Consider the following 13,437-nt stretch of genomic DNA (forward strand, 5'->3'; position numbering starts at 1 on the left):
CGGGCCCACGGGGCCGTACGGACCCCGTCAGGCGCCGTCACGGCGGTCCTACGATCCGATGGTCGGTCAGACACTTTCCTGGTCCAGGCCGAAACCATCTGGCTTCTCAAGCGGTAACACCGTCAGTCCGCCCGGCGGACGTGACGGACCCAGACCCTCCGAGGAGCCCCATGTCTCACCCCCTCACGCGACGGATCGCCAGCGCCGCGCTGCTCGTGGCGGCCGGCGCGACCCCGCTGGTCGCGGCCGGCTCCGCGTCCGCCCTGGGCGGCGACGCCCTGCTGCCCAAGAGCGACCTGGCCGCGCCGCTGGGCCAGCTGACCAACACCGACACCGGTTCCACCCTCCAGCACACCACCCACCAGCTGGGCCAGGCCGCCGGCAGCACCGGCGCCGCCACCGTCGCCGCGGGCGTACCGGCCTCCGCCGACGCCGCCGGCAACATCGTCGCCCACCAGCTCCCCGAGGCGAACGAGAAGGCCAGCTCGCTGACCGCCCCGGTCGACCAGACCGCCGCCACCACCGGCCAGCTCTCCGCCGTCACCCCGAAGGTCGCCTCCGCACTGGCCGGCAAGCTCGGCGAGGCCGTCACCGGCAAGGGCGCCGGCACCCGCAGCGCCGCGGCCAGCCCGGTCGGCGGGCTCGCCCAGAGCGGTGCCATCGCCAAGGGCCTGCCCGGCGCCGACAAGCTCGCCGGCGCCGTCCCCGGCACCAACGCCGTCACCGACGCGCTGCCGCTCGGCTCCGTCGCGCGCGCGCTGCCAGCCCTGCCCGGCACCGACGTCCTGGGCCTGGCCGAGCACGGCTCGGCCAACCGCCTCGGCGGCGCCGACCTCGGCCCGAACAACCCGCTGTCCGGCCTCACCGGCGCGCTCGGCCCGATCGGCGGCCTGCTGGGCGGCGTGAACGGCGGCAGCATCAGCGGCCTGCCGCTGTAACCCGCCCCGGGTACGGCGAAGGGGCCGGTGTTCCGCTCTCGGAACACCGGCCCCTTCGGCGTCGGTCAGCGGGCCGCGTTCAGCCGCTCCACGGCCGCGGCCACCCGCTCGTCGGTCGCGGTGAACGCGACCCGGACGAAGCGCTCGCCGGCCGGCCCGTAGAAGTCACCGGGCGCCACCAGGATGCCCAGTGCGGCCAGTTCGGCCACGGTCTCCCAGCACGGGCGGTCCTGCGTCACCCACAGGTAGAGGCTCGCCTCCGAGTGCTCGACCCGGAAGCCGTACGCCTCCAGCGCCGCCCGCAGCGCCGAGCGCCGGGCCGCGTACCGCTCCCGCTGCTCCGCCACGTGCGCGTCGTCCGACAGTGCCGCGATCGTCGCCGCCTGGACCGGCGCCGGCACGATCATGCCGCCGTGCTTGCGCACCTCCAGCAGCTCCCTGACCACCACCGGGTCGCCCGCCACGAAGGAGGCGCGGTAGCCGGCCAGGTTGGAGCGCTTGGAGAGCGAGTGGACGGCCAGCAGGCCCTCGTGGTCCGCGCCGCAGACGTCCGGGTGCAGGACCGAGACCGGCTCGGCGGACCAGCCCAGCTCCAGGTAGCACTCGTCGCTGACCAGCAGCGCCCCGTGCTCCCGGGCCCAGGCGACCGCCCGGCGCAGCTCGTCCCCGCCGAGCACCCGGCCGGTCGGGTTGGACGGCGAGTTCACCCAGAGCAGGCGGACCCGCGAACCGTCCAGCTCGTCCACCGAGTCGTACTCGACCGGCTCCGCGCCGCACAACCGCGCGCCCACCTCGTACGTCGGGTAGGCCAGCCGCGGGTAGGCGACCTGGTCGCCCGGGCCGAGGCCGAGCTGGGTCGGCAGCCAGGCCACCAGCTCCTTGGAGCCGACGGTCGGCAGCACGGCCTGCGGGCCGATCTCGGCGCCGCAGCGGCGGTGCAGCCAGCCGGCGATCGCCTCGCGCAGCTCCACCGGGCCCCACACCGTCGGGTAGCCCGGCGTGTCGGTGGCGGCGGCCAGCGCCTTCTGGATCACCTCGGGGACCGGGTCCACCGGGGTGCCCACCGAGAAGTCGCAGAGACCGCCCGGGTGGGCCAGCGCGGTCGCCTTGTACGGCTCCAGCTTGTCCCAGGGGAAGACCGGCAGGAGGTCGGACAGCCTTCCTCGGCCAGATGGGCGGCGCGCCGCCCCCGGGTGACCCGGGAACGGCGCGCGCGTGCTGTTGGTGTTCACAGCTCAGATGCCACCGATCGTCAGTGGTCGGCGTTCTGCGGCGGCAGAGCGGCGATGAAGGGGTGGTCGCGCTCGATCAGGCCCAGCTTCGAGGCGCCACCGGGCGAACCCAGGTCGTCGAAGAACTCGACGTTCGCCTTGTAGTAGTCCTTCCACTCCTCCGGGGTGTCGTCCTCGTAGAAGATCGCCTCGACCGGGCAGACCGGCTCGCAAGCGCCGCAGTCGACACACTCATCCGGGTGGATGTAGAGCGATCGCTCGCCCTCGTAGATGCAGTCAACCGGGCACTCTTCGATGCACGCCTTGTCCTTCACGTCGACACAAGGCTGCGCGATGACGTAGGTCACGCTGTCGTTCCTCCTCGGAAGGGCCGTGGCGGCCCGTTCTGTTCTGCTCGCGTGCGCGGTGAGCGCGGCGTCGTCGATGCCCGCCCCTAGTATCGCGGGTCGGAGACCGCAAATGCACAGGAGGTGCCCAGATGACGGCAGGCGGCCCGGCCCAGGACCGTCCGGAGGTCCGGATAGATCGCTCTGACGTGGGACGACGCGTGTCCGTCCGGCGCCTCTCGGGGTTCGTGGACGACCGGCCGGTGTTCCGGGATTCGATCGGCGTGCTCACATCGTGGGACGATCATGGACTGACGGTCGCCCCGCGGACCGGCGACCCCGTCTCCTTCCCCGAGAAGCTGCTGGTCGCGGGCAAGGTCGTGCCGCTCTTCCCGGCCCGGCGCGCACCGCTGCCCACCGCCACGCCCGTCGAACTCCAGCGGATCGCGGCCCGCGGCTGGCCCGCCGTCGAACAGGAGCCGCTCGGCGCGTGGACGCTGCGCGCCTCGGCCGGGTTCACCCGGCGCGCCAACTCCGCCCAGGCGCTCGGCGACCCCGAACTGCCGCTGCCCGACGCGCTCGCCGCCGTCCGCCGCTGGTACGCGGCGCGCGGCCTTCCCGCGTACGTCGAGGTGATCACCCCGGGCTCACCGGACGAGCTGCGGACCGAGCTCGACCGGCTGGGCGCCCCTTACGCGCCCACCCTGGTGCGCACCGCCCCGCTGGCCGGGCTCGCCCGGGCCGGCTCCGGGCCCGAGCGGGTCCGGCTCGCCCGGACCGCCGACCCGGCCTGGCTCTCGCTCTACCGCCGGGTCGGCGAGGACGAGGCGCTGGAGCAGGCCGCCCGACAGGTGCTGCACGGCGGGCCGTCGGTCTGGTTCGCGACCGTGCCGGGCGCCCCCGGACAGCCGCCCTTGGCGATCGGACGCTGCGTCATCGACGGGCCCTGGGCCTGCTTCGGCGCGATCGAGGTCGCGCCGTACGCCCGGCGGGCCGGGCTGGCCACGGCCGTCATGGCGGTGCTCGCCGCCCGGGCCGCCGAGGAGGGCGCGACCGGCGGATACCTCCAGGTCGAGGCGGACAACACCGGGGCGATCGCGCTCTATGACGGACTCGGCTTCACGACCAGTCACACTTACCACTACGCCCTTCTCCCCCAGGGGTAGCACCGCCCGCCCGCACCGCCGCCGCCCCGCCCGCCGCTCCTCGCCCGCCACTCCTCGCCCGCCGTTCACCCGCCCGCCGTACGAAAGCCGTCGCCGTCACCGTGACCGAGCAGAGCAGAGACCGCTTCCGGACCGCCGCCCGCGCCGAGCATCCCGACCCGGTGCTGCTCTGCCTGCTCGCCGCCGCCGAACACGGCCCGGTCCTCGACCCGGACGACCCCGGGGAACCGCCCAGCGTGGACGCCCTGCTCGCCGCCTGCGAGGCCGCCCTCGACCGGCACGCGAGCGCCGTCCGGCTCGCCGTCGCCGAACGCGCCCCCGCCGGCCCGGAGGAGACCGCCGCCCTGCTCGCCGCCGTCCTCGGCGGGCGGGAACGCTTCCACGGACGGCAGTCCGACTACCGGCGGCTCGAATCCTCGCTGCTGCCCGACGTGCTGCGGCGGCGGCGCGGACTGCCGATCATGCTGTCCCTGGTGTGGATGGCGGTCGGGCGGCGGGCCGGGCTCGCCGTCCACGGCATCGCGCTGCCCGGCCACGTCATCGTCGCCGTCGGCGGGCCGGGCGGAGGCGACGAGTACGTGCTCGCCGACCCCTTCCACGGCGGGCGGCTGCTCGACCCGGACGACGCCGAACGCCTGGTCCGCGGCGCCGGGCAGGAGTTCAGCCCCGACCTGCTCACCCCCGCCCAGCCGCTCGACCTCGTGCTGCGCGTGCTCGGCAACATCCGCGCCTGGGCCGCCGACCGCCCCGAACACGCCCGCACCCAGCTCTGGGCCACCGAACTCGCCCTCCTGCTGCCCCGCCACCCCGCCCAGCTCCGCCTCGAACGCGCCGAACTCCTCGTCCGCACCGGCGACTTCCTCGGCGGCTCGGCCGAGATGGACGCCTTCGCGCAGATCCTCGACACCTTCGACCCCGACACCGCCGCCAAGGTCCGCCAGGAGGCCCGGGCCGCCCGGCACCGGCTCAACTGACGACCGTCCGGGAGCGCGCCCGGAGCTGGTCGGGGGTGCGCTCGGAGCCGGCCAGGGGCGCGCCCGGAGCCGGCCGGGAACGCGCTCAGAGCCAGCCCTTCTCCCGGGCGATCCGCACCGCCTCGGTGCGGTTGCGGGCCTCGGTCTTCTGGATCGCCATCGACAGGTAGTTGCGGACCGTCCCCTCCGACAGGTGCAGCCGCCGCGCGATGTCCGCGTTCACCGCCCCGCCCGCCGCCGCGCCCAGCACGTCCCGCTCGCGCGCCGTCAGCGGGTTCGCCCCCTCCGCCAGCGCGGCCGCCGCCAGCACCGGATCGATCACCCGTTCCCCGCGCAGCACCCGGCGGATCGCCTCCGCCAGCTCCGAGGCCGGCGCGTCCTTCACCAGGAACGCGTCCGCCCCCGACTCCATCGCCCGCCGCAGGTACCCCGGCCGGCCGAAGGTCGTCGCGATCACCACCCTCGTCCCCGGCGCGTTCCGGCGCAGCTCGGCGGCCGCCTCGATGCCCGTCATCCCCGGCATCTCGATGTCCAGCACGGCCACCTGCACCTCGTGCGCCAGCACCGCCGCCACCACCTCGTCCCCGCGCCCCACCTGCGCGACGACGTCGATGTCCCCCTCCAGCCCGAGCAGCGCCGCCAGCGCCTCCCGGACCATCCCCTGGTCCTCGGCGAGGAGGACGCGGATCGGGGCCCCGCTCTGAATGTCACTCATGGCCACGACCTTAGGGCGCGGGCGAGGCCGCGGAAGGAATTCGCCTGACTCGTCGAAGTCCTGCGGGCCAGACTGGCGGCATGCTGAACCTGGAACGCCTCCGCCCGGACCACGCCGACGCCCTGCTGGCCTTCGAGCTCGCCAACCGCGCCTGGTTCGCGCGGACCATTTCGGACCGCGGCGACGCCTACTTCTCCGAGTTCCCGGCCCGCCACGCCGCCCTGCTCGCCGAACAGGACGCCGGCGCCTGCCGGTTCCACCTCGTCCTCGACGCGTCCGGCGCCATCCTCGGCCGCGTCAACCTCGTCGACATCGCCGACGGCACCGCCGAACTCGGCTACCGCGTCGGCGAGCACGCGACCGGCCGGGGCGTCGCCACCACCGCCGTCGCCCACCTCTGCCGACTGGCCGCCGCGGACTACGCCCTCACGTCGCTGACCGCCGTCACCACCCTCGACAACCTCGCCTCGCAGACCGTCCTCACCCGCAACGGCTTCGCGGTCGTCGCCGAACTCACCCTCGACGACCGCCCCGCGCTCCGGTTCGGCCGCGCCCTCACCGGCGGCCGGCCGTCGGCGTAGGAGACCGGCGCGGGTCAGAGCCAGCGCTGGGCGGCCTCGACGCTGGTGGAGCCACTGGTGTCGAAGGCGATGGCGGCCCGCAGGCCGTCGCCGTCCATGCCGGGGACGGTGTGCGGGTCGAAGCCGAGGACGAGTGCGGTAGCCATGCCGGACAGGACGGTCAACCCGACCGACCGGGTTCCGCGCCGGCCGACGCGGTGACCGTCCGCAGCGGGACGAGGGCCCGGAGCCGGAAGCCCCGGCCCCGCCCGCCCGGCCCGGCCTCCAGCCGCCCGCCGACCAGGGCCAGCCGCTCCTCCAGGCCCGAAAGCCCGTTGCCCGGCTGGGCCTTGCCCGGTCCGTGCCCGTTGTCGGCGATCTCCAGGACGGCGTAGCGCTCGCCGCCGCCCTCCCAGCTCTCGTCGGCCGTGACGGTGCAGACGGTGGCGCCCTCGGCGTGCCGGACGATGTTGGTGACGGCCTCGCGCAGCGCCCAGGCCAGCGCGCCCGCCTCCTCGTCCGCGAGCCCCGGCCAGGTGTCGGCCAGTTCCGGCGCGGCCTCCAGCCGGACCTGTGCGGCGGCCAGCGCGGTACGGGCGGCGGCGAGTTCGACCGGCAGGGTGGGGCGGCGGAAGCCGGTCACCGCCTCCCGGACATCGATCAGCGACTGCCGGGCGACCTGCTCGATGTCGGCGACCTGCGCCCGAGCCGCCTCGCCCTTGCCGGCGTCCATGAACCGCCCGGCCAGTTCGCTCTTCAGCGTGATCAGCGACAGCGAGTGCCCGAGCAGGTCGTGCAGGTCGCGGGAGAGGCGCAGCCGTTCCTCGGACGCGGCCAGGTGGGCGACGGCGGCGCGGGCCTCGCGCAGTTCCTTCATGGTGGTGATCAACCGCTGCATGCCGGTCATCGCGGCGCCGGCGAGGAAGGAGGTGAGGGTCAGGGTGAGGACGGTGTCGCCGCCGGCGTGGCTCAGCACGCCGACGGTGGCGGTGACCGCGGCCATGCCGGCGACGCCGGGCAGCGCGTAGCGCACCGGCAGGACCACGGCGGCACACACCGAGGCGTAGGTGAAGAGGGTCAGGAAGGCCTCGCCGAGGACGAAGGCGGAGGCGGTCGCGAGCACGACCATCATCACGACGATCAGCCGACAGGCCCGGGCCCGCATCCCGACCGTCGAGCGGAAGATCACCAGCAGGATGTAGCCGCCGATGAAGACCGCCAGGCAGGACCAGCCGAACACCCGGGCGGCCACCGTGTGTCCGCCGTGCAGCAGGTTCCCCACCGGGTAGGCCAGGTAGATCATCCACAGCAGCATCCAGCTGACCTTGACCAGCAGCTGCCGCCTGGTCTCGATCGGCGAGCCCGGGATGATCACGAACGACCTGCGCGCCGGACCCGCCTCCGGCTGCTCGTCGGATCGGCGGGTCTGGCGCGGCTCGGTCATGTCGGTCATCATGCCTGGCGGGTGTCGCGGCGGTACAGCGCCGCCGCGGCGACGACGAACACCGCGAGGAAGGCGGCCAGCCCGGCGACCGCGCCGGTGTCCAGGGAGTGCCCGGGCTGGGTGAACGCGGCCAGCTGGTTGTACAGGTACACCGGGTTGAACCGGGCGAACTTCTCCAGCGAGCCGCTCACCGGGAACCACGTCCCGCCGAACAGCGCCATCACCATGTACGTGATCATCACGATGGTCTGCACCGAGTCCGGCGCCGCCGCGTACCCGAGCGCGACCCCGAGCGCCGCGAACACGAAGCTGCCCAGCCACAGCGCCGCCGCCAGACCGGCCCACTGCGCGGCACCGAGCGACACGCCCTGGACCGCGCCGAGCGCGAAGACCACCAGGATCGCCGGCAGCGTGGTCACCGAGCTCGCCGCGATCTTGCCGAGGGTGTACGCCCGGCCGGGCAGCGCGGTGAGCCGCAGCTGGCGCACCCAGCCGCTCTTGCGCTCCAGCGAGATCCGCTGCGCGCTGCCGGTGAGCACCGCGCCGACCGCGCCGAAGGTGGCCATCGAGACCATGAAGTAGGTCTTCACCGACAGGCCGCCGGCCAGTGGGGAGGAGCCGTAGGCGTGGGTGAAGAAGAAGTACATCAGCGCCGGGAAGGCGATGGTGAAGACCAGGTAGCGCCGGTTGCGGAAGGTCCGCAGGATCTCCAGCCGGATCAGGGTGGTCATCGCACGGTCTCCTTCGCGTCCTCGTGCTGGTCCTGCGCGTCCTCGTGCTGGTCCTGCGCGCCGGTGATGGTCAGGAAGGCCTGTTCCAGGCCGAGGCCGGTGACTTCCAGCCCGCGCGGGTACAGGCCCGCCCGGTAGAGCCCGGCGACGCTGGCGTCGGCGTCCGCGGTGCGGATCCGGACGGTCCGCACGCCCGGCACCCGGGCGGTGACGTCCAGGGACTGCACGCCCGGCAGCAGGCGCAGCACGCCTTCGTCGAACTCCCCGTCCACGTCGTGGAGTTCGAAGGCGACCCGACGGGCTCCGGCGCGCGCCTTGATCTCGGCGGAGCTGCCGTCGGCGATCAGCCGGCCCCGGTGCAGGACGAGGACGCGGTCGGCGATCGAGTCCGCCTCCTCCAGGTAGTGGGTGGCGAACAGCACCGTGCGCCCGGCGTCGGCCTGCGCCCGCATGCTCGCCCAGAACGCCTGCCGGACGGTGACGTCCATGCCGGTGGTGGGCTCGTCCAGCACGATCAGGTCGCTGTCGCCCGCTATCGCGAGCGCGAAGCGGACCCGCTGCTCCTGGCCGCCGGACAGCTTGTCGGCCCGGCGCTCGGCCAGTTCGGTGATCCCGGCGTCGGCCAGCACCTCCTGGACCGGCCGGCCGCGCGGGTGCACGTCGCGGGCGAGCTCGACCAGCTCGCGGACCTTGGCGTCGGCCATCAGCCCGCCGCTCTGCAGCATCGCGCCGACCCGGCCCGCCACGATCGCCTCCCGCGGCGTGCCGCCGAACAGCGTGACGCTGCCCTGGTCGGGCTGGCGCAGGCCGAGCAACAGGTCGAGGCTGCTGGACTTGCCGGCGCCGTTCGGACCGAGCAGGGCGACGGTCTCGCCCGGGCGCAGCACGAGGTTGAGGTCGTCCACGGCGCGCACCCGTCCGTAGCTCTTGCCGACGCCGCGGAAGGCGGCCACTTCGGTGCTCATCGTGCTGCTCTTCTCCTTTGGTGGTATCGCGCCCGCGGTCGCGATCGGTTTCGTTCGCACCACCTCAGAGTCCCGTGCGGGCGGGGTGCGGCGGCAGTGTCCGCCGTCGTGCCTTCGGTATGACGGATGTCATGGCTGCGGCCGGTACCCGGGTCAGGGGTACCGGCCGCGCAACCGCAGGTCAGGCTGGGTGTCAGAGGCCCAGCGCGCGCTTCACGAAGTCGACCTGGAGCAGCAGCAGGTTCTCCGCGACCTCCTCCTGCGGCGTCATGTGCGTGACGCCGGACAGCGGCAGCACGGTGTGCGGGCGGCCGGCCGCGAGCAGCGCGGAGGACAGTCGCAGGGTGTGCGCGGCGACCACGTTGTCGTCCGCCAGGCCGTGGATGATCATCAGCGGCCGCTCCAGCCCGGCGGCGTAGCCGGTCAGCGAGTTGGCCGCGTACACCTCGGGCCGCTCGGCCGGGTGGCCGAGGTAGCGCTCGGTGTAGTGGGTGTCGTACAGCTCCCAGTCGGTCACCGGGGCGCCGGCGACGGCCGCGTGGAAGACGTCGGGGCGGCGCAGCACGGCGAGCGCGGAGAGGTAGCCGCCGTACGACCAGCCGCGGATGGCGACCCGGCCGAGGTCCAGCGGGAACTCCTCGGCGAGCGCCCGCAACGCGTCGGCCTGGTCGTCGAGGGTGGCCCCGGCGAAGTCGAAGGCGATGGACTTCTCCCAGGCCGGGTTGCGCCCGGGGGTGCCGCGCCCGTCGGCGACGACCACGGCGAAGCCCTGGTCGGCGAACCACTGCGAGTTGAGGTGCGGGTTGTGCGCCTGGACGACGCGCTGGCCGTGCGGGCCGCCGTACGGGTCCATCAGGACGGGCAGCAGGCCGTCCCGCTCGCGGTCGTAGCCGGTGGGCAGGAAGACGGCGGCCGGGATGCGGCGCTCGCCGGCGAAGCGGAACACCGGGTGGGCGGTGATGACCGGGGTCTCGGCGTAGGAGGCGATGGTGGCGACGTCGTCGACGACCACGCCTTCGGGCAGGTCGCGGGCGACCTGGACGAGGGTGCCGGGCAGGTCGGGCTCGGCGGTGGCGCGCACGGTGATCCCGCCCGCGTGCACGGCGCTGGTGACGGAGGTGAACGGACGGCCGTTGGCGGACTCCCAGCCGAGCCGCTTGCCGTCGTGGCTGATCCGGCCGACGGCGATCCAGCCGGGCTCGGGGTCGGTCTCCGCGGCGCCGCCGGAGGCGGTGAACAGCACCTCGGCGTCGGTGACGGCGACCACCGAGCGCAGGTGCAGGTCGGCGCCGGTGACGGCCTGGTCGCCGATCACCAGCGCCCGCACGCCGTCCTCGTCGGAGATCCGGACCAGCTTGCCGTCCGGGGTCCAGGCCGGGACGCCCTGGAACAGCTCCAGCCAGACGTCGTCGCGCTCCTCGAACAGCACCTCGGTGGCGCCGGTGGCCACGTCGAGGCCGAGGATCAGCTGGCTGCGCTGGTCGCGGGCCTGGACGAGCAGCAGCGGCACACCGCCCGCGGACCAGTGCACCCGGGCGAGGTACGGGTGGGCCGTACGGTCCCAGACCACCTCGGTGCGGCCGCCGTCCAGGTCGAGCACCCAGAGGCCGACCTCGGCGTCGGCGGTGCCGGCGGCCGGGTAGGCGACCTCGGCGGGCTCGCGCTGCGGGTTGGCCGGGTCGGCGATCCACCAGCGGCGCACCGGGGTGTCGTCGGCGCGCTCGACCAGCAGCCGGTCGCCGTCGGGGGACCACCAGAAGCCCCGGTCGCGGCTCATCTCCTCCTGGGCGATGAACTCGGCCTGCCCCCAGGTGACGTTCGGGCCGTCGGGCTCGGCGAGCACCCGGTCGGCGGTGCCGTCGGTGCGGGTGAGGCGCAGTTCGCCGGCGGTGTTGGCGTAGGCGACGTGGCTGCCGTCCGGGGAGACCCGCGGGTCCAGCAGCGGTCCCTGGGCGGGCAGTTCGGTGGTGGCGCCGGTGGCCAGGTCGGCGGTGAACAGCCGGCCGGAGAGGGCGAAGGCGGCCAGCCGGCCGGCCGCGTCCAGGGCGTAGCCGACGATGCCGGCCGAGCCTTCGCGGCTGCGCTCGCGGCGGGCCTTCTCGGCGGGCGAGAGGTCCTCCTCGCCGCCGCCGAGCAGCACGGCCGGGTCGGCGGCGATCCGCTCCTCGCCGGTGGCGGTGTCGAGGGTCCAGAGCAGGTTGGCCCGGTCGCCGCCCGACCGGGAGCGCAGGAAGACGACCCGCGAGCCGTCCGGTGCGACGGAGAAGGAGCGGGGCGCGCCGACGGTGTAGCGCAGGGTCCGCGCGTACTGCCGGGGGAAGGTGTCCGCAGGGGTGTGGGAGGTCATGGCACCAGACCCTACGACGCCGTACTCCCGCTGCCGGGCGCCTGGTGATCACTCGTTCGGAGCATCGTTCCCGAGTACGCCCCAAAGGCGCCCATACCCCCTCCGACCGGCCCATGCGCCCCACGACTGCCTCCGTACCCCGGCGCGTGGAGACTCACCGAATGTAATGCTCCCCTTACCCATCGGGTATGACTGGTCGGGCGAGTGATCGTCGGGCCCGTCCCGGCCCCGGTCGCCCGACCGCAAGTCCCGTACGGTCCCACCGTCGCCCTCCCCAGGGGGTGGCGCACCCGAGAAGGGGTGTGAGCCGACATGGCTTTGTCCGTCTCCGCAGCCATGCTGATGCTGGTCATCGTGGTGGTGCTGATCCGCCGCTCCGGGCTGAAGCTCGCGCACGCGATCATCTGCGCGCTGCTCGGCTTCTACCTGGCGTCCAGCTCGATCGCGCCGTCGATCAGCCAGGTCACCAGCAACCTCGCCGGGATGATCAACGGCCTGAAGCTCTGACCCCGACACGGCGGTCGTTAGGCTTCCTCCCATGACCGCGACTACCGGCCGCCGCCTGCTCCTGGTGCACGCCCACCCCGACGACGAGTCGATCGGCAACGGCGCCACCATGGCCCGGTACGCCGCCGAGGGCGCCCAGGTCACCCTGGTGACCTGCACCCTCGGCGAGGGCGGCGAGGTGATCCCGCCCGGGCTGGCCCATCTGACGGCCGATCGGGACGGCACCCTCGGCGCGTACCGGATCGGCGAGCTGACCGCGGCGATGCGCGCGCTCGGCGTCACCGACCTCCGCTTCCTCGGCGGCCCGGGCCGCTACCGCGACTCCGGGATGATGGGCCTGCCCGACAACGACGTGCCCGGCTGCTTCTGGCGGGCCGACGTCGACGAGGCGGCCGGCCACCTGGTCGCGGTGGTCCGCGAGGTCCGGCCGCAGGTCCTGGTCACCTACGACGAGAACGGCGGCTACGGGCACCCGGACCACATCCAGGCGCACCGGGTCGCGATGCGCGCGTACGAGCTGGCGGCCGATCCGGCGCACCGCCCGGAGCTGGGCCCGGCCTGGCGGATCGCCAAGGTGTACTGGAACCGGATGCCCCGCTCGGTGATCGAGGCCGGGCTCGCCGAGACCGCCGCCCGGGCGCCCTTCCCCGGGACGGCCCGGCCGGCCGACGTTCCCGGGGTGGTGGCCGACGAGGTGGTCACCACCGTGCTGGACGGCTCCGCGTACGCCGGGCGCAAGGCCGCCGCGATGGCCGCGCACGCCACTCAGATCACCGTGGACGGCGTCTTCTTCGCGCTCTCCAACGACCTCGGCCAGCCGCTGGTCGCCACCGAGTACTACCAGCTGGTACGCGGCCAGGCCGGGCCGGAGCGGCCCGAGGACGACCTGTTCGCGGGCCTGTCGCCCGCCGCCGACCCGCTGCCCACCACCGCTGCCGCCACCGCTGCCACCACCGCCACCACCGCCACCACCGCCACCACCGCCACCGCCGAGGAGAGCGTCCGATGACCGAGCCCGCCGCCGCCCGGCCGCCGCGCCGCTCGTTCCCGGCGGCCGTCCTCGGCACCCGGGAGGAGCGGCTGGCCGAGCCTCAGCCCCCGCGCGCCGCCCGGATCGCGGCCTACGCACTGTTCTTCCTGCTGGGTGTCGCGGTGTCGGTCTGCGGATCCTTTGTGCAGGCCTTGTGGCCGCCCGTGGGGGTCCTGCTGGCGCTCGCCGCGACCGGCGCCACCTTCTACGGCGGACTGCGGGTCACCGGCACCCGGCTGGGCGCGGCACTGCCCGCGGCCGGCTGGTTCATGGCGATGCTGCTGGTGATCGTGCCCCGGCCGGAGGGCGACAACGTGCTGTGGTCCAACGCCACCTCGCTCGGCTGGCTGTTCGGCGGCTCGGTCCTGGGCGTGATCTGCGCCACCCTGCCGACCCGCGGCAGCTGGTTCCCGGGCGTGCCCGGCCCGCCGCGCTGAACCCGCCCGCGGGGCACGTACGGCACCGCGCACGACGCGCAGTCAGGAGCGCGCGGCCGTACTCT

15 protein-coding genes are annotated in these 13,437 nt (G+C 74.4%); 7 read left to right on the forward strand and 8 right to left on the reverse strand.

Going from position 1 to position 13,437, the window contains the following annotated elements:
- Positions 1–170: 170 nt before the first annotated feature.
- Positions 171–938, forward strand: coding sequence for a hypothetical protein (locus ACIQVZ_RS24660; RefSeq protein WP_402452820.1), 768 nt, complete (start codon positions 171–173; stop codon positions 936–938).
- Between the two features lie 65 nt (positions 939–1,003).
- Here ACIQVZ_RS24660 and dapC read toward each other — a convergent pair whose 3' ends face one another.
- On the reverse strand, positions 1,004–2,095 hold the full coding sequence (dapC, locus tag ACIQVZ_RS24665) for a succinyldiaminopimelate transaminase (RefSeq protein ID WP_350880036.1): 1,092 nt from the start codon (positions 2,093–2,095) through the stop codon (positions 1,004–1,006).
- A 95-nt stretch (positions 2,096–2,190) separates the two neighbouring features.
- Positions 2,191–2,517: a ferredoxin gene (fdxA, locus tag ACIQVZ_RS24670; RefSeq protein ID WP_030061559.1), complete on the reverse strand. Its 327-nt coding sequence runs from the start codon at positions 2,515–2,517 to the stop codon at positions 2,191–2,193.
- Positions 2,518–2,648: 131 nt separating this feature from the next.
- Here fdxA and ACIQVZ_RS24675 point away from each other — a divergent pair, with 131 nt between their 5' ends.
- Both ACIQVZ_RS24675 and ACIQVZ_RS24680 read left to right on the forward strand, forming a co-directional pair.
- On the forward strand, positions 2,649–3,662 hold the full coding sequence (locus ACIQVZ_RS24675) for a GNAT family N-acetyltransferase (protein WP_402452822.1): 1,014 nt from the start codon (positions 2,649–2,651) through the stop codon (positions 3,660–3,662).
- A 101-nt stretch (positions 3,663–3,763) separates the two neighbouring features.
- A complete protein-coding gene (locus tag ACIQVZ_RS24680; RefSeq protein ID WP_350879909.1) occupies positions 3,764–4,636 on the forward strand; it encodes a transglutaminase-like domain-containing protein in 873 nt (290 codons plus the stop codon).
- A gap of 85 nt (positions 4,637–4,721) precedes the next feature.
- Here the strand turns inward: ACIQVZ_RS24680 and ACIQVZ_RS24685 are convergent, their stop codons facing one another.
- Positions 4,722–5,351 carry a response regulator transcription factor gene (locus ACIQVZ_RS24685; protein WP_350879910.1) on the reverse strand — a complete coding sequence of 210 codons (630 nt, stop codon included), beginning with the start codon at positions 5,349–5,351 and terminating at the stop codon, positions 4,722–4,724.
- A gap of 80 nt (positions 5,352–5,431) precedes the next feature.
- On the opposite strand from ACIQVZ_RS24685, the gene ACIQVZ_RS24690 reads away from it, so the two are divergent.
- The gene (locus ACIQVZ_RS24690; RefSeq protein WP_402452824.1) at positions 5,432–5,932 is read left to right on the forward strand and encodes a GNAT family N-acetyltransferase; all 501 of its coding nucleotides are present in this window, start codon (positions 5,432–5,434) and stop codon (positions 5,930–5,932) included.
- A gap of 14 nt (positions 5,933–5,946) precedes the next feature.
- Here the strand turns inward: ACIQVZ_RS24690 and ACIQVZ_RS24695 are convergent, their stop codons facing one another.
- The 5 genes from ACIQVZ_RS24695 to ACIQVZ_RS24715 form a co-directional block, all read right to left on the reverse strand.
- A complete protein-coding gene (locus ACIQVZ_RS24695) occupies positions 5,947–6,078 on the reverse strand; it encodes a hypothetical protein (protein WP_350879912.1) in 132 nt (43 codons plus the stop codon).
- A 14-nt stretch (positions 6,079–6,092) separates the two neighbouring features.
- Positions 6,093–7,355, reverse strand: coding sequence for a sensor histidine kinase (locus ACIQVZ_RS24700; RefSeq protein ID WP_402452826.1), 1,263 nt, complete (start codon positions 7,353–7,355; stop codon positions 6,093–6,095).
- 8 nt (positions 7,356–7,363) lie between these two features.
- Entirely contained in the window at positions 7,364–8,086 is a 723-nt protein-coding gene (locus ACIQVZ_RS24705; protein ID WP_350879914.1) for an ABC transporter permease, read from the reverse strand.
- The gene (locus ACIQVZ_RS24710) at positions 8,083–9,051 is read right to left on the reverse strand and encodes an ABC transporter ATP-binding protein (RefSeq protein WP_350879915.1); all 969 of its coding nucleotides are present in this window, start codon (positions 9,049–9,051) and stop codon (positions 8,083–8,085) included. The genes ACIQVZ_RS24705 and ACIQVZ_RS24710 overlap by 4 nt, the downstream gene beginning before the upstream one ends.
- 193 nt (positions 9,052–9,244) lie before the next feature.
- The gene (locus ACIQVZ_RS24715) at positions 9,245–11,398 is read right to left on the reverse strand and encodes a prolyl oligopeptidase family serine peptidase (RefSeq protein WP_402452829.1); all 2,154 of its coding nucleotides are present in this window, start codon (positions 11,396–11,398) and stop codon (positions 9,245–9,247) included.
- Between the two features lie 312 nt (positions 11,399–11,710).
- Here ACIQVZ_RS24715 and ACIQVZ_RS24720 point away from each other — a divergent pair, with 312 nt between their 5' ends.
- Genes ACIQVZ_RS24720 through ACIQVZ_RS24730 form a run of 3 tightly spaced genes read left to right on the forward strand, consistent with a single transcriptional unit; the run spans position 11,711 to position 13,372 of the window.
- A complete protein-coding gene (locus ACIQVZ_RS24720) occupies positions 11,711–11,905 on the forward strand; it encodes a DUF2304 family protein (protein WP_063347949.1) in 195 nt (64 codons plus the stop codon).
- Between the two features lie 31 nt (positions 11,906–11,936).
- Positions 11,937–12,914: an N-acetyl-1-D-myo-inositol-2-amino-2-deoxy-alpha-D-glucopyranoside deacetylase gene (gene mshB / locus ACIQVZ_RS24725; protein WP_402452831.1), complete on the forward strand. Its 978-nt coding sequence runs from the start codon at positions 11,937–11,939 to the stop codon at positions 12,912–12,914.
- The gene (locus ACIQVZ_RS24730; protein WP_350879918.1) at positions 12,911–13,372 is read left to right on the forward strand and encodes a DUF6113 family protein; all 462 of its coding nucleotides are present in this window, start codon (positions 12,911–12,913) and stop codon (positions 13,370–13,372) included. Before mshB ends, ACIQVZ_RS24730 begins: the two co-directional genes overlap by 4 nt.
- The last annotated feature ends 65 nt before the right edge of the window (positions 13,373–13,437 follow it).

The organism is Kitasatospora sp. NPDC098663 (genome assembly GCF_044760075.1).
Classification (GTDB): domain Bacteria; phylum Actinomycetota; class Actinomycetes; order Streptomycetales; family Streptomycetaceae; genus Kitasatospora.